Below are 18,699 nucleotides of genomic sequence, written 5' to 3' on the forward strand. Positions count from 1 at the left end.
AGAGAACGGATATGGGACAGGACAGGCTGCGAGTCGCCGTCGTCGGCGCGGGCAAGTGGGCGCGGGACGCGCACATCCCCGGCTGGCAGCGTGACCCCCGGGTGGACGTGGTCGCGCTCGCGGACGTGGACGCGGCGGCGGTGGCCGAGGCGGGGGAGGAGTACGGCGTCGAGCGCCGCGTCACCGACTACCGCGACCTGCTCGGCGACCCCGACATCGACGTCATCGACGTCGCCACCGGCAACCGCGCGCACTTCGAGATCTCCGTCGCCGCGCTGGAGGCGGGCAAGCACGTACTGTGCGAGAAGCCGGTCCACCACGACTACCGCGAGACCCGCAGGGCCGCCGATCTGGCCGCCGCCAAGGGGCTCAAGACCAAACTGGGCTTCACCTTCCGCTACGCGCCGGCCGTGCAGTACGCCAAGGAACTGATCGACTCCGGGTTCGTCGGCACGCCGTACATCTTCAACGGCTACGAGCAGAACAGCCAGTGGATCGACCCGGCCACACCGCTGCGCCAGGTGGACCCGGACGCCGACCCGGCCACGCTCCAGGTCTCCTCCATCGAGGGGTACGGCGCGCCGATCATCGACATCATGCACTGGTGGCTGGACTCGCCCATGACGTCCGTGGTGGGCACGATGCGGAACTTCGTCCCCGAGCGGATGGTCCGGGACACCGGCCTGATGAGCCGGATGAACATCGACGACGGCGACATGTGGATCGCGGAGTTCGGCTCGGGCGCGCTCGGCTCGATCCAGTCGTCGTACGTGACCGTCGGCAACTACCCCGGCGTCGAGGCGCGGATCTTCGGCTCGGAGGGCGCGGTCATCGTGCGGCTGGTGGACGAGGCGGGTATCTGCCAGACCATCAAGACCGCCACCAAGGACTCGGTGGAGTTCGTCGAGCGGGAGATCCCCCAGCGGTTCTTCCCCGAGAACGGGCACTCGCGGGAGCCGTGGCCGTTCCTGTTCTACTCCAACCTGTGCCGGAACTTCGCCACCGAGATCCTTTCCGGTCAGGAGGCCAACCAGGGCGACTTCCGGCAGGGCGCGCTCGTGCAGGAGACCGTGAACGCCTTCGAGCGCTCCTACCGGGACCGCCGGTGGGTCGGCTTCCCGCTGGAGGTGTGAGCGTGGCTCACGACTGGGGCGATCTCGCCGGCGACGCGGCGGCCGAGGCGCTGTGCGAGGAGGCCCTGGACGCCTCCTCCGGCGCGGACTACGCCGATGTCCGGCTGGTGGAGTGCGAGGAGACCCGCCTGTACGGCCGGGCGGGCGCGGCCCCCGACGAGCGCGCCGAGCACACGCTCGGGGTGGGCGTGCGGGTGCTCTGCGAGGGGGTGTGGGGGTTCGCCGCCGCGCCCGTGTCCGATCCGGCGTCCGTCCGGGCCACGGCGGCCCGCGCGGTGGCCGCCGCCCGCGCCGCCGCCACGGCGAGCGCGGAGCTGGTGACGCTGCCGCCGCGCCCGCCCGCCTCCGGCCGGTACGCCACCGAGGTCGCCGTCGATCCGTTCGCGCTCGGCGCGGACGTACGGCACGGCCTGCTCGGCGACGCCCTCTCGGCCGCGACCGCGCCCGCCCGGGTGGTGTCCGCCGAGGTCGGCCTGTCCGCCAAGCGCCAGCACCGGCACTACGCCGACAGCGCGGGCTCGCGCCAGCACCAGCACCTGATGGAGGCGGGCGCGATGGTCATGGCGTTCGCCTCCGACGGGCACGAGGTGCAGCGCCGCTCCTATCCGAACTCCTTCCACGGCAACACGGCGGGCGCGGGCTGGGAGTACGTCGAGTCGCTGGCGCTGGTGCGCGAGGCGGCCAGGGTCGGCGAGGAGGCCGTGGCGCTGCTCACCGCCCCGGCCGCGCCCTCCGGCGTCGCCGACCTGGTGATCGGCCCCGCCCAGATGGCGCTCCAGATCCACGAGTCGTGCGGGCACGCGCTGGAGCTGGACCGCATCCTCGGGGACGAGTCCAACTTCGCCGGGGCGTCGTTCATCACCCCCGGCGCGCTCGGCACCCTGCGGTACGGCTCGCCCGCCGTCAACGTCACCGCCGACCCGACCATGCCCGGCACCCGGGGCTCCTTCGCCTGGGACGACGAGGGCACCCCCGCCCGCAGGAAACGGCTGATCGAGGCGGGCGTCGTGGTCGACTTCCTGTCCAGCAGGGACAGCGCCGCCCGGGTCGGCCTTGAGTCGATCGGGGCGGCCCGCGCCGACGGGTGGGCCTTCCCACCGGTCTGCTTCGCCACCAACGTCTTCCTCGAACCCGGCGAGGGCACCCTGCCCGAGCTGCTCGACCGGCTCGGCGACGGCTACTACCTGGACGACAACCGCAGTTGGTCGATCGACGAGCGGCGGCTGAACTTCCAGTTCGGCACCGAGGTCGCCTACGAGGTGCGCGGGGGCCGCAAGGGGCGGCTGCTGAAGAACTTCTCCTACGGCGGCGTGACGCCGGCTTTCTGGGGGTCGGTGGAGGCGGTGGCCGGGCCCGCGGAGTTCCGGGCGTTCGGCATGCCGTGCGGCAAGGGCGAACCCAAGCAGTGGGGGTTCCTGGGACACGGGGCCGCGCCGACGCTCGTGCGCGGCGTGCGGATCGGGGTGGCGTGATGCGGGCCTACGAAGGACGCGACCGGGCGATGGCCGCCGTGGAGTCGGCGCTGGCGCACGCGGCCGGAGCCGACGCCGCCGAGGCGTTCCTTTCGGTGCGCGCGGGCGAGTACACCCGGTTCGCCGGGCGGCGCGTCCACCAGCCGCAGGACATCGTGGAACGCCAGCTCATGGTGCGGGTGAACGTCGGCGGGCGGACCGCGCGGGCCGCCACGTCCGACCCGGCGGGGGCGGCGCGGGCGGTGCGCGCGGCGCTCGACCTCGCCACCTCCGCCGGGGTGATCGATGTGGCCGAGCCGCAGGAGTATCCGGAGTTGCGGCTCTGGCACGAGGACACGGCCGCCTGGGACGTGTCCGCGCGTTCGGCCGAGGCCGCCCGCACCATGCGCGCCGCCGAGGACGCCGGGGCGCTCGCGTACGGCATGTACGGCCGGGCCGCCACCGAACTCGCGGTGGCCAACACCGCCGGGCTGCGCGCGTACGCCTGCGCCACCGAGGCGTCCGGCGCGCTCACCGTCAAGGCCGGGGACGGCTCGTCGTACTGGTGCGACCTCGGCCGCTCGGCCGCCGCCCTGGACCTGCCCGCCGCAGTGGCCCGCACGGTCGCCGAGGGGGCCCGCAGCCGGACCCCGGCCGAGTTGCCGGACGGGGTTCACGACGTGGTGCTGGGGCCGCTCGCGGCGGGGGAGCTGCTGCACTTCTTCGGCGCGTTCGGGTTCACCGCCGAGGCGCTGGGGGACGGCGTCGGCCTGGCCGCCACCTCGGCGGGCAGGGAACTGGCGTCCTCGCTGATCACGGTGGGGGACGACGCGCTGGCGGCGGAGGGCCTGCCGTTCCCGTTCGACTTCGAGGGCACGGCCAAGCGGCGGGTGCCCTTCCTGTCCGCGGGGCGGGTGGGGGAGGTCGTGGGGGATCTCGCGACGGCGGCGCGGCTGGGCGTCCCGTCCACCGGGCACGCGCACATCGCGCGGGAGGAGTCGCCGCGGGCGGTACCGGCCAACCTGCGGCTGGAGCCGGGCGGGACCTCTGTGGAGGAACTGATCGCGGGGGTCGAGGACGGCGTTTACGTGCAGCGGTTCTGGTACACCAGGGTCGTCGATCCGGCCGCCACCACGATCACCGGCGTCAGCAGGGACGGCTGCTTCCGGATCAGGAACGGGCGGCTGGCCGGGCCGGTGGTCGGCAAGCGGTTCACCGAGAGCGTGCTCGGCGTGCTGTCCCGGGTGGACGCGGTCGGCGACACGCCGGCCACCCAGCCGCTGATGAACGTCTGGAACGGCTGCGCCACCGCCCCCGCGCTGCGCGTGCGCGGCTTCCGCTTCGGCCCGGCGGGAGGTTCGCGGTGAAGGTCAGGACCAACGCGGATCGGCTGGTCACCCAGGTCCTCGCGGGCGAGGTGTGGCCGCCGCTGGCCGACCGGAACGGCTACCGGGTGGACGCGGACGGCCGGCCGTTCCTGCTGCCCGGCATGGGCGGCGTCACGCTGGGCGCGCACCCCGGCGACCCGGCCACCGGGTACGCCGCCGACCACCTGGAGCCCGGCCTGTCGATCCGGCATCGCGACCCCGACGCCAACATGGCACTCCAGTTCCTGTCCTGCGTCGGCAACGTGGTACGGCTCGCCGACGGGACCGAGGGCGTGGTGATCGGCCAGCACGCGTACGTGCTCGCCGACTTCCCCGAGCCGGTCCTGGCCGGGGTGACGGTCGGCGACCAGGTGACCGTGCTGGCCCGCGGCCAGGGCCTTCGGCTGGCCGACCACCCCCTTCTGACGGTCAAGAACTGCTCGCCGGACCTGCTCGCCCGGATGCCCGGCGGCACCCGCGCCGACGGCCGCCTTGAGGTCCATGTGGCGGCCCGGGTGCCGGCCGAGGCGATGGGCGCGGGCGTCGGCATGCCCTCGGAGTTCGCCAACACCGACCTGATGGGCGCGTACGCCGGGCTGTCCGCCGATCTGTCGCTCGGGCTGGAAGGGCTGCGGGTGGGCGACTTCGTCGCCCTCGAAGACGCCGACCACTCCTACGGGCGGGGCTACCGGGCCGGTCACGTCACCATCGGCGTGATCTCGACCGGGCACTGCATGCTGTTCGGGCACGGGCCCGGACCCTCCACGCTGATCAGCGGCCCGGCCGCGGCCTTCCACCTGGTGGACGACCCGGACGCCAACCTGGCCGCGCTCTACCCCGAAGGGGCCGCCATATGACGAGCGTCGCCATGAACCTGCTCGGCGTGGTCGAGCATCCGGGGATCTCGGGGGGCTCGCCGTACCGGGTGGACGCGGACGGCCGGCCGTACGTGCCGGTGGGGGACGGCGGGATCGTGCTCGGTGTACGGCTGGGCGACTCGGCGTACGGCTTCGAGGCCGACCACGCCGCGCCCGGCGCGTGCCTGGTCCACCCCGACCCGGCCGCCCGGCACGCGCTGACCGCGTACGCCTGCGTGGGCAACGAGGTGATCGTGCGCACCGGGGCGGCGGCCGGGGCGCGCGGCTGGGTGACCGGCAAGCGCGGCGAGGCCGGGCGGGTGATCGTGCTGCTCGGCCAGGACGACCTGGCCCGGCTGCGGCCCGGCGACCAGGTGAGCGTGCGGGCCTCCGGTCAGGGGGCGCGGCTGCCGGGTGCGGGCGTGGAGCTGCTGAACCTGGACCCGGAGCTGCTGCCGTACCTGCCGGTGACCGTGGACGCGGACGGGGTGGAGGTCACCGTGCGCGGCGTCATCCCGAGCCGGCTGGCCGGCAACGGCCTCGGCCGCCCCGCGCACATGTGGGACCTCGACGTCCAGACCGGCCCGGACACCCCCGGCCTGGCGGGGCTGCGGCTCGGTGATCTCGTTTCGCTTGACGACGTCGATGTGCGGTACAACATGGGCTATCGGAGAGGCCGGCGCACCGTCGGCCTCGTGGTCCATGGCGACAGCCCGCAGCCCGGCCACGGCCCCGGCGTGATGCCGTTCATCACCGGCCCGGCGGAGCGCGTGCGGGTCACGGCGAGCCCGCGGGACGGCCTGGGCCTGACCGAGGGCGCGCTGCGCCGGATGAGAGGAGCAAGGCCCCGGTGATCGAGCACCTGTCCCTCCCCGACACGGTACGGCTCGCGCTGCGCCGGAAGATCCTCAACAACGAGCTGCCGGCCGGCACCCGCCTGGTCGAGGCGGGCATCGCCGACGACTACGGCGTCAGCCGCGCCACCGTCCGCCAGGCCCTGCGCGACCTCCAGATCGAGGGGCTGGTGGACATCAGCCCGCGCCGCTACACGATGGTGACCCGGATGTCACCTGAGGACATACACGACATCTGCTACGCCCGCTGCGTCCTCGAAACCGCGGCGGCCCGCGACGCCCTGGCCCGCCTGCCGGACGGCTTCTTCGCCGGCCTCGAACGCATCATCGAGGAGATGGCCGCCGCCGCCGAGGCCGGCGACATGCACGAACTCGTCGACATCGACACCCGCTTCCACCACGAGATCGTCCGCGCCTCCGGCCGCCGCCGCCTCGCCGAACTGTGGGGCACCATGAACGGCCACATGTACGCCCTGATGCGCTCCTCCCTGGACCGCCAGCAACTCGCCATGCCCGAAGCGGTCGCCCGCCACCGCCACGTCATCGACGCCCTGGCCAGCGGCGACCTCAAACTCATCGAATCAGTGATCCACGACCACTACCTGCACCCCGCCCTCCCGGAAGATGACCTCGGACCTGCCTCAATGGCGAGATGATGTCGCACCTGCCGGTGGTGACCCACACGGGGACGGCGGAGGACGCCCTGCCGTTCGTGCGGCGCCCGGCGTCCGGCTCTGGTGCGGATGGTGGTGAGCCGGACGCGGGCGGCACGGTGTCAGTGGCTGTGGAACCTGCTAGGGGTGGAAGGTGTCGAAGTAGTTCGCCGGCAGTCTGTTGAGCCAGGCGTGGGTGACGCCGGTCCAGCCGATGCGCAGGAAGTCGGCCTTGCCGTCTCCGTCGATGTCGGCGATTTGGACGTCCTTGGGCGGAACATCGGCGTCACCGGCGATTCTTCCGATGTCGCGCAGCTTTCCGCCCGCGCCCTTGGCCCCTTCGTTGATCCAGGCCCGCGCGCCGCCATTGGCGGTGATCAGGACGCGGTCGGCGCGCTTGTCGCCGTTGATGTCCGCGTACCTGATCTCCCGGGGAAGCTTCAGGGCGCGGCTGATGTTCTGGGGAGGCGTCCAGTCCAGCCACTTGCGGCCGTCCTTGTTCTGGAAGTCCCGGTTGTACCAGGCCGTCGTGGTGCCGTCCGGCTGGATCAGCAGGTAGTCGTCCCGCCCGCCCCCGGTGACGTCGGCGAACCGGATCTTCGTGGCCGGGTCGGTTTTCAGCCGGTCGCCCGTGGAGCCGTTGGAGAACACGCTGGCGATGCCGTCGTACTTCTTCATGCACATGCGCGAACCGGCCGGATTCTCGCCCTTCCAGGTGCGGACGAATATACGTCCGGTGAGATCCACGATCATGCAGTCCGGGAAGCCGTCGCCATCGACGTCACCGAATCGCAACTGGTTGCCGATCGCGCCGGGGTCGGGTTTGATGGAGTGCGTGCCTTCGACGAAGGGTACCCATTTCCTTCCGGAAGGACCGCTGTTCCACCAGAACCGAACATTCTGGTCCTTGTCCACGGTCACGAATTCGGCTTTGCGGTCCTTGTTTATGTCGACCATCATGAAACGGGTCGAAGAGGGGTACTGCACGTCCTGGATGACGCCCCGGTCGTCCCAGTTGGGCCCCAGTTTGTTGGGGTTGGTCTCTTCAACTTCTTCGGCGCCCGATCCAAGGTCCTCCATCCCACAGGGATGGGAACCCGCGTTCGGCGCCTGGGCGTTCGGCGGAAGGATCCACTTCCTGTCGTTCGCCTGGCGGGCCGCCTTCACGAACGCGTCCGCGATCTTCCGGTAGCCCGCGTCGGTGGCATGGATGCCATCAGAACCGACATCGGCCCGGTCCAGGCCGGTCGTGTCGGCGTAGACCACGTGCAGGCCATCCTCCGCGAGCCGCTTCACCAGGTCGGAGATCTGGGCCGTGAACGCCTCCCCCCGTGCGTTCCGCGCGGCATCGTGGAAGGGCTGCATCCCCGCGACCAGGACGGTGACTCCCGGGGCATCGGTCATGACCTGCTTGATCAGGTTCTCCAGCCGGCCGATCGCACCGTCCATCTGGTCATAGATGACGTCGTTCCCGCCGGCGAGGAGGGTGATGAGGTTGGGCTGGTAGGTCCGGACGGGACAGCTCGCCTTACCGGCGATCTCGCTGATCACACGGCCCCCCCAGCCTTCCATCTCCCGATCCGCCATCGTGCCCACCCGGCGGGAGCCCACCCAGTCCACCCGGGGCGTGGAGGCATCGGAGCCCGGGTTCGGCACACCGGCGTTGCGATCGGCGATCTCTCCGAACCCCCGGTCGGCGTCGGCCCGGAAACCGTTCCCGTGCGTGCTGCCCTCGCCGACCACGCTGGAGGACCCGAGCCCCATCACGCGGATCTCGCGCGCGGGCGGCGGCAGGTTCGGGTCCGACATGCCCGCCGGCAGGCGGTGTTCGGCGGGGTTGAAGTCGAACGGCAGATCCTTGTGGGCCTCTTCGACGTTCTTCCGGAAGGTGTCGTCCTGGTCCTTGAGGCCGAAGGTGGCCTTGCCCCAGTTGTGCCCGGCGAGGGTGTCCCGCACTCCGGTCGAGGGGTAGCCCTCCCAGCTCACCAGATCCGGGAGGTGCCATCTGCGGTAGTGGTTCTGTAGCGGATGACGCGAATCGGCGAAGCGGAACCCGTGCGTGAAGCCCCCGTCCTTGTGGTAGACGATCTTCGGGTGGGTGCCGTCGTGGAACTCGACCTCGGTGGCCTTCTTGATGTCGTAGTTGCCGTGGAGGGAGGTGGCGACGTACTCGGGCTTGTCGTCCTTGGTCCAGACGATGATGTGCTCCCAGTCGTGCGTGTGCCCGCAGACGTCGCAGCCGGGTTGTGTGGTCTGGTCCTTCTGGAAGTACAGGTCGTACATGTGCGCGCACCACCCGTTGGTGTTGCAGCGGGAGCGCGCGTACATGTTGCTGTTGTCCAGGTCGGACGCGTCGCGGCACGCGCCGTTCAGCGCCCCGCCGAGGGGCAGGCCCGGGGTCAGGGTCCCGTCGGGGCCGATGGCCACGGACGCGTAGCAGCCGTCCTCGTCATAGTCCATGGCGGGCTGGAACCTGAGGTTCGCGGCGCTGGCGTTCTCCTTGATCTCTGGCGGCGGCGGCTCGGCCCAGGCGGGCGATGCCGCGCCGGCGATCCCCAGGGCGGCGATCAAGGTCACCGCCAAGGCGGAGGCCGTGAGCCGCCGCCCACTACGGCGCGGACGGGCGACGGCCGTGCGGATCGGTGCCGCCGTACGCGGCCCGGGTAATGCCCGCCTCACCGCCCAAAGTCCGCCGGGTGGTGGCGGGGTCCCTTCGGCGCCGCTCCCGGCGCGTGGTCTCAGGATTCGCACTGATCGGTGTCCCATCTGAAGTCGCGCTCAACCGGCGAGGCGGCGTTCTTGACGCCGTCGGTCGTCGATTTCGCCGGTACTGGCCCACCCCCGGCCCCGGGCCGGGTTCAACGGCGGGGTGCCCGCGCGCATCTCCGGCGACGCCGAAGGATCAGGGGCCAGCGTCGCGCGCACCACTGACCAATCGACAGTCCGTTTCACTGCTCACTTTCTGACCGTTCGCCAGGTGGGGGCCCATGTTCGAGGTGCATGTGATTCGCATATATGCTTATCGCATGGACATGGCGGAACGTACAGAAGCGGCGATCGGGCGATGGCACGAGGTCGTGAACGCGGGCGATCTGGCGGCGGCGCGAGGGGTCGTGGCCGATCAGGTCGTGGTCAACGGGCCGAAGGGGGCGGGGGTGATCACGGCGGAGGGGTTCGCCGAGTGGATCGCGCGATCGGGGATCCGGCTGCGGCCTCGGGCGTGGCATCCGGTCGGTGACCGGGTGATGGTCGTCGAGCAGGACGCGCGCTGGCCGGGCGACGAGGCGTGGAGCCAGGTCGCCACGGTCTTCCGCGTCACCGGCGACCGGGTCTCCACCGCGCTCCGGTTTTCTGATCTTCGAGCCGCGCTGGACTTCGCGTCCATTCACCCTGGACTCGCCGAGACCGAGGGCGGCCCCGATGCGGAGGGCGCGGGGCAGGCGTTGTTCCGGTTCGTCCGGCACTGGTCACGGCGGCGGCATGGGCCGGACGACGGCGAGCGGGGCCGTGAGGTGCTGGTGACCGAGGCCGTCTGCGCCCTTCAGGAGCGCGGCGAGGTGACCGTCAACGACGTGGCCGCCGAACTCGGCATCGACCAGTCCGGCGCGTCCCGCATGCTCGCCCACGCCGCCGGGCGCGGCCTGCTCGCGATGACCCCGTCCGAGACCGACGCGCGCCGCCGTACCGTCACCCTGACCGACGCGGGCCACGACTTCCTGGCCGCGGCCCACCGGTGGCAGGACGAGACCTTCGCCACTCTCACCGCCGGTTGGACGCCCGCCGAGCGCACCGGCTTTCAGCAGGCCATGACCCGTCTCATCACCGCCTCCGCCGCCCTCACCCACGGCTCGCCCGGGACAGGACCGCGGTAGCGATCCCGCCCAGCATCACGCCCGCGCCCGCCACGATGAGCAGGGCGGGTTTGCCCAGCCTCTCCAAGGCGAACGCGAGCCGCTCCTCGCCTAACGCGATCCCCGCCCAGACCTGGGCATCGAAGAGCAGGGCCAGCAGCCCCCAGGCGATCAGGGCCGTGCCCGCGGCCACGAAGACAAGCGTGATCTTGTACATGCCCCGCATCGTAGGGGCACTCGGGGGTGGTCACCGGCGGCGGCTCGGCTCACGGTAGGTGACGACCTTGTCACTCTTCCCCGGGAAGGCCATGACCAGCAGTCGCTGGCCGCCCTCCTGCTCGCCCTTCCACGGGAACCACGCGTAGTGGACGCGGATTCGGTACGGGCCCTGGTAGCCGTCGAGTGCGAGGTCGGGAAGCCCTTGGTCGCCGCCCGCCATCTGATCCGCGAGCACGATGGAGCCGCCGGTCTTCCGGTAGCCGACCTCGACGACATGCTCCCAGCCCTTGGTCTCGACCGGCGGGCGGCGGTCGTAGGTCTCCACCGTGACGCACACGTCGGTGTCGGAGTGGGTCAGCACCAGCAGGTGGCCGGGGCGGGCGGCGACCAGGCCGTTGTCCTGGGCCTTGTTCATGAGTTCCATGCCGGCGAGGTCGTAGTCGTCCCCGGGGGCGCCGTACGCCTCCATGACCCCGTAGTCCGTCCACTGCGGCTCCTTGACCCGGGTCGCCTTGACCGGCTTGATGAGCGGACGGTGGCGCGGGGTCGCCTCGCACATGCGCCGGGCGTCCGCCTCCCACTCCGCGAACTCCCTGTTCCGGGCGTCCTCCGCCGCTTTGACGACCGCGGCGGCGCGGGGGCAGATCGGGGCCAGCGGGTACGTCAGGGCGTCGCGTTGCAGCCCCTGCCAGGCGTGCAGGCGGGCGACCTCCTGAGGGTCGTCGCGCGTGTAGATGCCGCACAGTTGCCGGCCATGCGCGAGAAGCGCCCGGTCGGGGGCGGTGGCGACGTACTTGAACGCGGTGTCCTTGCGGATCGCGCACACGAACCGCTGCGCGGGGGTCAGCTTGGGCTCTTCGTCCTGGAAGGTCAGCCGGTTCTGGCGCGGCCCGCAGTCCGCCGCCATGGTGACCGGGCCGGGGGAGTGGGCGGCGGCGGGGAGGAAGGTGACGAGCACGGCCGAGGCGAGCGCGGCCAGAAGTACGTGGTGGCGCGGGCGTTCGGCCGGGGCCGGGGCGTACAGCAAGAACAGGATGAGCGCGGAGGCCGCGAGGGCGGCGCTGAACCAGAGCGGCGAAATGCCGCCGGTCAGCACGATCTGCCCGTCCCTGACGAACAGGCTCTCCGGGTACCACGCCAGTGCGCCGGGGATGGTGTCCCAACTGTCCGGCTCATTGGTGAGTACGCCGAGCACGCCGATCGCGGCGGTGAGGGCCAGGAACAGCACCGTCCCCCGGAGCAGGAGCCGCGTGCGGAGCAGGACCGCCGCCAGGATCAGCAGCGCGGGGACGCCGACTCCGACGAGCAGGTCCAGGGCGAACCACGCCCTGATCGTGGCGACCCCGCCGTCCTCGCGGATGAAACGCTCGATCTCGCCCCGGGGTCCGTGCCAGAACGGCATGCCGTGAGCGAGGTTGACGGCGGCGGGGACCAACGGCAGTACGACGGCCGACGCCGGCAGCGGCCACCACCGGGCCGGTGCTCGGGCAGGTCGCTGTGGCGGTCCGGCGGTGAGCGGGCTCGCGAGGTCGTGCGCCGAACGGGCCCGCCAGATCATCCCGAAGACGTCGAGGGCCCCGAACAGCGACCAGACCAGCAACTCAACGGGCACCTCGTCACTCACGAACGCAATCGCGAGCGCCGAAGGGTGGAGGAGGTTCACCACCACGCAGAGCACGCCGATCCCCACCGTGGCTCTGCTCCAGCGGGGATCCCTGGCCTGCGCCACCAGGATCGGCAGCATCCAGGCCAGCCAGAACAGGTCGCTCCATAGCGTCACGGATTGGAGTCCTGACGGGGACCCGAGGCCGTACGCCACAGAGTCGGCGATCCCGGCCAGCCCGCTCAACGTCCCTCCGACGAGCACGGCGAGCCGCAGCCACCGCGAAGAGCGCAGCACCAGGAAGAACAGCACGACGGTGCCCAGATGCCACACGGAGTCCAGTGCGCTCTGCCACCACGTCCAGGGGAACACGGTGTACGCGACGAAGGACCAGGCGACGTTCAGATAGATCGCCCAGCGCAGCAGCGTCACCCACCGGTCCCGGGGCGGCGGGTCCCCGCGTACCGGGCCGCGCAGCACCTGCCAGTAGGCCCACGCCTGCACCGCCACCACCGGAGCCAGCAGCAGGACGACCCACCACGTGGCGACGAGCCCTTCCATCAGCGGCTCGCGCACGACGGCCCACCACACGAAGTCGAGCCTGTCGGTGACGAGCGTCACGACGCCCAAGGCGATCGCGATGACCACATAACCCGCCACGATGAACGCGGCGACCCTGCCGAAACGATAACGACGCACGGCGTACTCCCCAAAGTTGGAGCGCCAACTGTAGCGACCCGATGAAAAGTTGATCAACCGATTCCGGAAATCTCCTGACGTGGGCATCTAACGGATAAAAGCGCATACGTTAGCCACCTTTGTATGCGTCGGCCAATTGTCGGCGGCGAAGGGTATTGTGCGTTTCGATAAGAGATGATCACCCAACGTGAGGGAGGACCCCTAATGGCGCCCCACCGGCCACCGCCGGCGCTCGGCTACTCGCCGTACCTACGCATTCTGGGCCTCCCCTTGTCCGCCCCTCTCGCGTAGCCGTACCGTCACGTTAGGAAGTCGACCCAGGCAAAGGGGAGTCATGAGCCCCCATGCCACGACCGGCACCCCCGCGCCGGTGTGGTTCCTCGAATGCGAACTGACCAACCGCTGCCAACTCGCCTGCCGCCATTGCTACTCAAGATCGTCCCCCACTGAGGGGCATGGCAGCATGACCCGCGCCGACTGGGAGCGCCTTCTCAGCACCGCGCCCGCCGCAGGCATCAGACGGGTGCAGTTCATCGGTGGCGAGGCGACCATGTATCCCGATTTCCTGCCGCTGGCCGACCATGCCCTCAGCGTGGGCTTGGAGTTGCAGGTGTTCACCAATCTGTACCGCGTCACCGCCGTTCAGTGGGAGCTGTTCTCCCGCCCCAAGGTGACGGTGGCCACCAGCTACTACAGCGACCAGGCCGACCTGCACGACAAGGTCACCGGGCGGCCCGGTTCGCACCAGCGGACTCGCGCCGCGATCGTGGCGGCGCTGGAACGTGGCATCCCGCTCAAGGTCGCGATCGTGGAGCTGTTCGACGGTCAGCGCGCCGGCGAAGCCCACGCCGAGATGGCCGCACTCGGCGTCACCCGCCTTGCCCCGGTCGATCGGATGCGCGGCATCGGCCGCGCCACTGAGGAGATGGGCATCGAGGCCGACGTGAACGAGCTCTGCGGGCGGTGCGGCGACGGCCGCGCCGCCGTCTCCTGGGATGGCGAGGTCCGCCTGTGCGTCATGTCACGGTTCCTGCCCTCCGCGGGGAACATCCGGGACATTGATCTGCGCGACATCCTGGCTGGGCCTGCCTGGCATGACCTGCTCACGCAGGTGCCCCGGCCCCGCCGCGGCGACCCGCCCTGTGAGCCGGTGAACGAGTGCCCGCCGGCCTACGACGGCGACGACTGCCCACCCGCCTATACCGAATGCGAAGGCAACGCCCTCATCCTCCCGACGATCCGGCCCGTCCGCCACCTCCGGGCGGACAGCCGGTGAGCCGGGCGGCGGAGGAGGGGTACGTCCCTATGGACTGGAAGGGCCATGCCGCTGCGCTCGCCGCCGCGGCGACCCCGCCCGGCTCCCGGTGGCGGGAGCCGATCGCCGCCACACCACGCCACATCTTCGTGCCGCGCTGGTGGGCGAAGACCCGCGACGGGTGGGATCTGCGGGTCGGTGAGAGTGACCATGATCGGTGGCTGGCCGCCGCGTACCGCGACTGGACGCTCGTCACCCGCATCGGCGGCCTGCACGCCGACCATGCCGAGCCCGGCGCCCGACCGAGCGGTCACCCTACGTCGTCGTCCACGCTGCCGGGGCTGATCACCAAGATGTTCCGGCACACGTCGATCGGCGACCACAGCACGGTCCTGGACGTGGGCACGGGCAGCGGGTACGGCACCGCCGTACTGTGCGCCCGGCTCGGCGCGGAGAGGGTGACCGCCATCGACGTGGACCCCTACCTCAACAAGGCCGCAGCCGAACGGCTGGAGGAGAGCGGGTATCGGCCGCGCATCATCACCGGAGACGCAACGGGCCCGCTCGACTGGGAGGGGGATCGGATCGTCGCCACCGTGGCGGTCGGCCCCGCCATCCCGGCGTCCTGGCTGGCCGCGTTGAGAGTAGGCGGTCGGCTGGCCACCACCATCACCGGCACCAGCCTCATCCTCACCGCCGACAAGCAGGCGGACGGGGGCGCGATCGGCATGATCCAGTTCGATCGCGCCGGGTTCATGCGCGCCCGCGCCGGCTCGGACTACCCGCCCCGCGACCGGCAACCACTGAGCCGCGCCCTCGACGAGGAAGGGGAGTCCGTTGCGCCCGGCCGGTACCCGGTCCTGGACGTGGTCAGCACCTGGGATGTGCGGACGATGCTGGAACTGCTCGCTCCCGGCATCGAGCACTACTACGACGAGCACAAGGACGGCACCCGCATCGGGGTCATGACCCACCCCGATGGCTCCTGGGCCCGCGCCGAAGAACGTGAGGGAGCGGTGACCGTCCACCAGGGCGGGCCGCGCCGCCTATGGGACTACCTGGATGACGTACGGGACTACTGGGTCCGACATGGCGAACTGCCGTTCCGGGGGGCGGAAGCCACCATCTCGCCGGAGGGTGTGATCAAGCTCCGACGGGGCTCCTGGACCACGACCATCGGCCCAGGATGACCGTCACCCTGGTGGCCCAGCCCCTCACCCCGCCCAAGCCGGATCCGGACACGGACCAGCGGCCCGGGGGCGCGCACGCCAACCCGAAGGGTGGCAAGAAGTAGTGGACGACAGTGCCGTCCGGCGACGAATCGAGGGCATGATCAGCGCCGTGGACGGCATCCCCGGATTCGTCGAGGAGGCGCTACGGGCGGTACCCCGTCACCACTTCATCCCCGATGTCGCCCTGCTCGCGCCCAGCGACGCCGAACCCACGGTCATCGACAGGCACGCCGACCCCAGGGGATGGTGGAGTGCCGTGTACTCCCGGCACTCCATCGTCACCCAGCTCGACGACGGAGCCACCGACATCCGCCGGGTCGAAGGCGACTACACCTGCTCAAGCTCCGCCATCGCGAGCATCGCCTACCTGCTGGAAAACCTCGCCCCCGCCGCCGGCGACCGGGTGCTGGAGATCGGCACGGGCACCGGGTGGACCGCCGCCCTGCTGTCCCACCTCGCCGGCGAGCGGAACGTCACCTCGATCGAGGTCGATGCGGCGGTGGGCGAGCGGGCCGCGAAGAACCTCAGCGAAGCCGGAGTACACCCGCGCCTGATCGTCGGCGACGGCGCGGACGGCGCGCCGGACCGCGCGCCCTACGCCCGGGTACACGTCACCTGCGGCATTCGCACCGTGCCGTACGCCTGGGTCGAGCAGACCCGCCCCGGCGGCGTCATCGTCGCGCCCTGGTGCCCGAACTTCGGCGACGACCACGCGCTGCGCCTGATCGTCACTCCGGACGGCATCGCGCACGGACGGTTCCCCGGCTACTCCTCCTACATGATGATGCGCTCCCAGCGTGACCCGCGGGGCCGGCCGACACCTGATGCCGACCGGATCCATTGCGCCACGACCCGCATCGACCCCAGGACCGTGGCGTCCGCGCCGCCCGGGGCGGGCCTGGCGATGGCCTCGCTCACCGGCCTCAGTTCCTACGGATTCCAGACCGGCGACGGTGGCTACGTGTTCGCCATCACCGACCCGGCCGACCACGACCAATGGTGCACGGTCACCTGGCGGCCGGACATCGACGACCACCAGGTCTACCAGGTCGGCGATCGGCCATTGTGGGAGGAGGTGACCGACGCCTACTTCCGGTGGGAGGCATGGGGCGAGCCCGGCCGGGACCGCTTCGGGATGACCGTCACCCCGGACGGGCAGCGGGTGTGGCTGGATACGCCCGATCACACGATCGGTTGATGATCAAGAGGTAGCAGGGCACGGAACTCGCGTACCGCGGTGCTTTTACGCTGCTCGACCGGTACGGCACGCAAGACCCGGCGACACGTTTTCGTGATCATCGTGTTCCGGTACGGCGCACGCAATGAGTCCAGCACCGCAGACGCCTCCCGTATCCCCTCCTCGACACCGCCGTTCACCACCGTGCACATCGCGCTGTACAGGGCTAGATTGACCGGGACGTGATACCCCATAGAGATGCCAGACGCAGCCAGGACACGCTGCCGCATCTCCTCCGCCCGGACGAAGTCACCGATGCAGGAATACGCCTGGGCGCACATGTAGTTCAGCGGGTGCTCTGCGGTATCCCAGATGCCCTCAACAGTAGGAACACCGCGTTCGGACATGTCCAGCAGTCGCTGCACGGCTGTGCGGGCCTCCTCTTTGCGGCCGAGCAGAGCCAGCGTGATCGACCGGACACCGGTGAGCAGTGCCAGCCCCGCGGACGGCCTTGGGGCGTCACCCACGCGCTTGAGAGCATTGTCGATCACCCGTAGGTTCGTCGCCGGGTCGCGCAGGCCGAACTGGCTGAAATTGGCCTCGTTACCGGCAATCCGCAGCAATAACCCCATGTCGCCGCTCACTTCGGCCGCCCCGCGAGCCGTCCGGTACCAGCGCAACGCCGGCCCGACCTCACCGAGCCGGGTGAGCACGCCAGCGTGGTAGGCCGACAAAGTAGCCGTCACGCGCTGGAGTTCCAACGCCTCAGCAGCGCGGGCGGTCGTCATCTGCTGTTGGATGACCACAAGGTCTGTGAGCAGATCATCGTGTACCTGGGCGGCGGGACGGGTGCGGATCGCGTGCAGATGATCCGCGCAGGCGATGTGCCAATCCTCCAGAGCGCGCGGGGGCTGGAGAGTCATGTCGAGTAGTTCACGGGTGGCTTCGGCACGCCCGCCAGGTGCGGCGGCGAGGCCGAGCCCGGTAGCGGCCAAGAGCAGCAGGCGGCGGCGCTCCATTTCCTCTTCCTCACTGAGGGGGTATCGTCCCAGACTACGCAATCGGTCTCCTTCGGCGATAGTGGCATACAATTCCACAAGTTGGCCATCCGCGCCGAACTTCCGGTCGAGAGCGGCAACGGATTCGAGGGGCGGTATATGTACCCCTCGCTCCCATTTGCCCAGCCCTGAAAACTCTGTAACCCCTTGAGCCGCTTCTCGTAACGTCAGTTTCGCCGCGTCACGGTATGCGCGCAACGTAGCGCCGAAGTGCTCCCATTCTGGTCCTGGGGCTTTTGTCATGGTCGTCCCCTGCTCATGGCCTGGCGATCCTGTGGAGTTGTGGAGACTCCAGCTCTCCACAAGAAAGGGCTGGTTCGCGTCCATCACCACAGCCAATATTGCACTGTCCGATCCAATCGGGCCATGACAATGCGGGAACCCGCCGAGCGGCTGGGCAGTAACTCGGCGGGCCCCTGGCCGCAAAGGAGGTGCGACTTAGTGCATAAGAATAAGGCGCTGGCGAAGATCGTGAGCGGATTCGCCGGATTCGACGTGAAAGTACCTGATAGTGCGCGGCATCGCGGACCTGAACATCAACGGCACTGGGAGCGTGTCTGATGGACCCGTTCATGCCTCCCTACCAGCTAGTACGCACACGACCCGAGACCACCGCGACCGCCAAGCAGCTCGTCGTGGCACTCATCGGCTTGGGGTTGCGCGGCATCACCCTCATCGAAGACCGCGGCAAAGTACTGGTGTCGGTGTGCCACGGTCTGGTCGCGGCCGTCAAGGACGACGGGATCTGGTGGCACAGCCCGCGCGAGCTCCAGCCGGGCGTCCCGCTGTACGTTCACCGCGGCACGGTGGCCGGCGCAGCCGAGGCGCTGGCGGGCGACTACGCGCTGCTGAACCCCGGCCCGCAGCCTCCTGTAGAGGTGCGGCATGTCGCAGCTCCTCTTTGACCCTCCTGTCCTCCGCCGCTCTGCCGGGCCTCCCCTGCTCGCGGTCTGGGAAGTCCAGTCCGGCGCGAGCGGCGTGACCGGCAGTGTGGCCGCCGCCGAGAAGGCCATGCTGGATGCCCTCGAAGCCCTCGATGACGGCTGGGGGCGGGTACGGCTGGCGCATCTGCGGGTCGTCGGCATCGGCTACCACTACGGCGAGACGCTGGTCACCGCACATCGTAAAAGCGGCACGACCACGATCGTGCCTGGGACGCGTGAGTGATCACACCATGAGCAGGCGCGGCAGCACGGCGCGGTCGCTGCCGCGCCGTACGACGGGGATTGCAGGACCCCGAGCGGGCGGGCCGGAACCGGTAGTGCCGACCCGCCCGCCCCCCCCACGCGC

Annotated in this window: 16 protein-coding genes and 1 pseudogene; 12 read left to right on the forward strand and 5 right to left on the reverse strand. The window is 70.5% G+C overall.

Annotation, left to right across the window (positions count from 1 at the left end; genetic code table 11):
• The first annotated feature begins 11 nt into the window (after positions 1–11).
• From ACH34R_RS32170 to ACH34R_RS32195, 6 genes are read left to right on the forward strand one after another with little or no spacing between them, the layout of a single operon-like run.
• Positions 12–1,133: a Gfo/Idh/MocA family oxidoreductase gene (locus ACH34R_RS32170; RefSeq protein WP_397565323.1), complete on the forward strand. Its 1,122-nt coding sequence runs from the start codon at positions 12–14 to the stop codon at positions 1,131–1,133.
• A 2-nt stretch (positions 1,134–1,135) separates the two neighbouring features.
• Positions 1,136–2,605, forward strand: coding sequence for a TldD/PmbA family protein (locus tag ACH34R_RS32175; protein WP_397565324.1), 1,470 nt, complete (start codon positions 1,136–1,138; stop codon positions 2,603–2,605).
• The gene (locus ACH34R_RS32180) at positions 2,605–3,951 is read left to right on the forward strand and encodes a TldD/PmbA family protein (RefSeq protein ID WP_397565325.1); all 1,347 of its coding nucleotides are present in this window, start codon (positions 2,605–2,607) and stop codon (positions 3,949–3,951) included. Before ACH34R_RS32175 ends, ACH34R_RS32180 begins: the two co-directional genes overlap by 1 nt.
• Entirely contained in the window at positions 3,948–4,808 is an 861-nt protein-coding gene (locus ACH34R_RS32185) for a DUF4438 domain-containing protein (RefSeq protein WP_397565326.1), read from the forward strand. Before ACH34R_RS32180 ends, ACH34R_RS32185 begins: the two co-directional genes overlap by 4 nt.
• Positions 4,805–5,662, forward strand: a complete 858-nt coding sequence (locus tag ACH34R_RS32190; protein WP_397565327.1) for a DUF4438 domain-containing protein — start codon at positions 4,805–4,807, stop codon at positions 5,660–5,662. The genes ACH34R_RS32185 and ACH34R_RS32190 overlap by 4 nt, the downstream gene beginning before the upstream one ends.
• Positions 5,659–6,318, forward strand: coding sequence for a GntR family transcriptional regulator (locus ACH34R_RS32195; protein ID WP_397565328.1), 660 nt, complete (start codon positions 5,659–5,661; stop codon positions 6,316–6,318). Before ACH34R_RS32190 ends, ACH34R_RS32195 begins: the two co-directional genes overlap by 4 nt.
• Positions 6,319–6,456: 138 nt before the next feature.
• On the opposite strand, the gene ACH34R_RS32200 is transcribed toward ACH34R_RS32195, so the two are convergent.
• Positions 6,457–8,892, reverse strand: coding sequence for an NPP1 family protein (locus ACH34R_RS32200; RefSeq protein WP_397565368.1), 2,436 nt, complete (start codon positions 8,890–8,892; stop codon positions 6,457–6,459).
• A 455-nt stretch (positions 8,893–9,347) separates the two neighbouring features.
• On the opposite strand from ACH34R_RS32200, the gene ACH34R_RS32205 reads away from it, so the two are divergent.
• Positions 9,348–10,187, forward strand: a complete 840-nt coding sequence (locus ACH34R_RS32205) for a MarR family transcriptional regulator (RefSeq protein WP_397565329.1) — start codon at positions 9,348–9,350, stop codon at positions 10,185–10,187.
• On the opposite strand, the gene ACH34R_RS32210 is transcribed toward ACH34R_RS32205, so the two are convergent.
• Together ACH34R_RS32210 and ACH34R_RS32215 are read right to left on the reverse strand one after the other, a co-directional pair.
• Entirely contained in the window at positions 10,153–10,383 is a 231-nt protein-coding gene (locus ACH34R_RS32210; protein WP_397565330.1) for a hypothetical protein, read from the reverse strand. The genes ACH34R_RS32205 and ACH34R_RS32210 overlap by 35 nt on opposite strands.
• A 30-nt stretch (positions 10,384–10,413) precedes the next feature.
• Positions 10,414–12,687 (reverse strand): hypothetical protein, encoded by a 2,274-nt coding sequence (locus ACH34R_RS32215; RefSeq protein WP_397565331.1) that lies wholly within the window; start codon positions 12,685–12,687, stop codon positions 10,414–10,416.
• A gap of 334 nt (positions 12,688–13,021) precedes the next feature.
• On the opposite strand from ACH34R_RS32215, the gene ACH34R_RS32220 reads away from it, so the two are divergent.
• From ACH34R_RS32220 to ACH34R_RS32230, 3 genes are all read left to right on the forward strand, one after another.
• Entirely contained in the window at positions 13,022–13,963 is a 942-nt protein-coding gene (locus tag ACH34R_RS32220; RefSeq protein ID WP_397565332.1) for a radical SAM protein, read from the forward strand.
• Positions 13,960–15,132: a methyltransferase domain-containing protein gene (locus tag ACH34R_RS32225; protein WP_397565333.1), complete on the forward strand. Its 1,173-nt coding sequence runs from the start codon at positions 13,960–13,962 to the stop codon at positions 15,130–15,132. Before ACH34R_RS32220 ends, ACH34R_RS32225 begins: the two co-directional genes overlap by 4 nt.
• A gap of 103 nt (positions 15,133–15,235) precedes the next feature.
• Positions 15,236–16,372, forward strand: coding sequence for a methyltransferase domain-containing protein (locus ACH34R_RS32230; RefSeq protein WP_397565334.1), 1,137 nt, complete (start codon positions 15,236–15,238; stop codon positions 16,370–16,372).
• Here ACH34R_RS32230 and ACH34R_RS32235 read toward each other — a convergent pair.
• Positions 16,357–17,370: a hypothetical protein gene (locus tag ACH34R_RS32235; protein ID WP_397565369.1), complete on the reverse strand. Its 1,014-nt coding sequence runs from the start codon at positions 17,368–17,370 to the stop codon at positions 16,357–16,359. The genes ACH34R_RS32230 and ACH34R_RS32235 overlap by 16 nt on opposite strands.
• Before the next feature lie 84 nt (positions 17,371–17,454).
• A pseudogene (locus ACH34R_RS32240) lies at positions 17,455–17,736 on the reverse strand (multiprotein-bridging factor 1 family protein); the annotation flags it as partial.
• Between the two features lie 233 nt (positions 17,737–17,969).
• Between ACH34R_RS32240 and ACH34R_RS32245 the strand changes: the two are divergent.
• On the forward strand, positions 17,970–18,314 hold the full coding sequence (locus tag ACH34R_RS32245; RefSeq protein WP_397565335.1) for a hypothetical protein: 345 nt from the start codon (positions 17,970–17,972) through the stop codon (positions 18,312–18,314).
• 73 nt (positions 18,315–18,387) lie between these two features.
• Positions 18,388–18,576 (forward strand): hypothetical protein, encoded by a 189-nt coding sequence (locus ACH34R_RS32250; protein ID WP_397565336.1) that lies wholly within the window; start codon positions 18,388–18,390, stop codon positions 18,574–18,576.
• The last annotated feature ends 123 nt before the right edge of the window (positions 18,577–18,699 follow it).

The organism is Spongiactinospora sp. 9N601, assembly GCF_044326295.1.
Lineage (GTDB): Bacteria > Actinomycetota > Actinomycetes > Streptosporangiales > Streptosporangiaceae > Spongiactinospora > Spongiactinospora gelatinilytica.

What these genes read in the sequence shown, in the direction of transcription:
- ACH34R_RS32170 (WP_397565323.1), top strand. Translation starts at nt 12, where the DNA reads ATGGGACAGGACAGGCTGCGAGTCGCCGTCGTCGGCGCGGGCAAGTGG.
- ACH34R_RS32180 (WP_397565325.1), top strand. Translation starts at nt 2,605, where the DNA reads ATGCGGGCCTACGAAGGACGCGACCGGGCGATGGCCGCCGTGGAGTCG.
- ACH34R_RS32190 (WP_397565327.1), top strand. Translation starts at nt 4,805, where the DNA reads ATGACGAGCGTCGCCATGAACCTGCTCGGCGTGGTCGAGCATCCGGGG.
- ACH34R_RS32205 (WP_397565329.1), top strand. Translation starts at nt 9,348, where the DNA reads ATGGCGGAACGTACAGAAGCGGCGATCGGGCGATGGCACGAGGTCGTG.
- ACH34R_RS32210 (WP_397565330.1), bottom strand. Translation starts at nt 10,383, where the DNA reads ATGTACAAGATCACGCTTGTCTTCGTGGCCGCGGGCACGGCCCTGATC.
- ACH34R_RS32220 (WP_397565332.1), top strand. Translation starts at nt 13,022, where the DNA reads ATGAGCCCCCATGCCACGACCGGCACCCCCGCGCCGGTGTGGTTCCTC.
- ACH34R_RS32235 (WP_397565369.1), bottom strand. Translation starts at nt 17,370, where the DNA reads ATGGAGCGCCGCCGCCTGCTGCTCTTGGCCGCTACCGGGCTCGGCCTC.
- ACH34R_RS32245 (WP_397565335.1), top strand. Translation starts at nt 17,970, where the DNA reads ATGGACCCGTTCATGCCTCCCTACCAGCTAGTACGCACACGACCCGAG.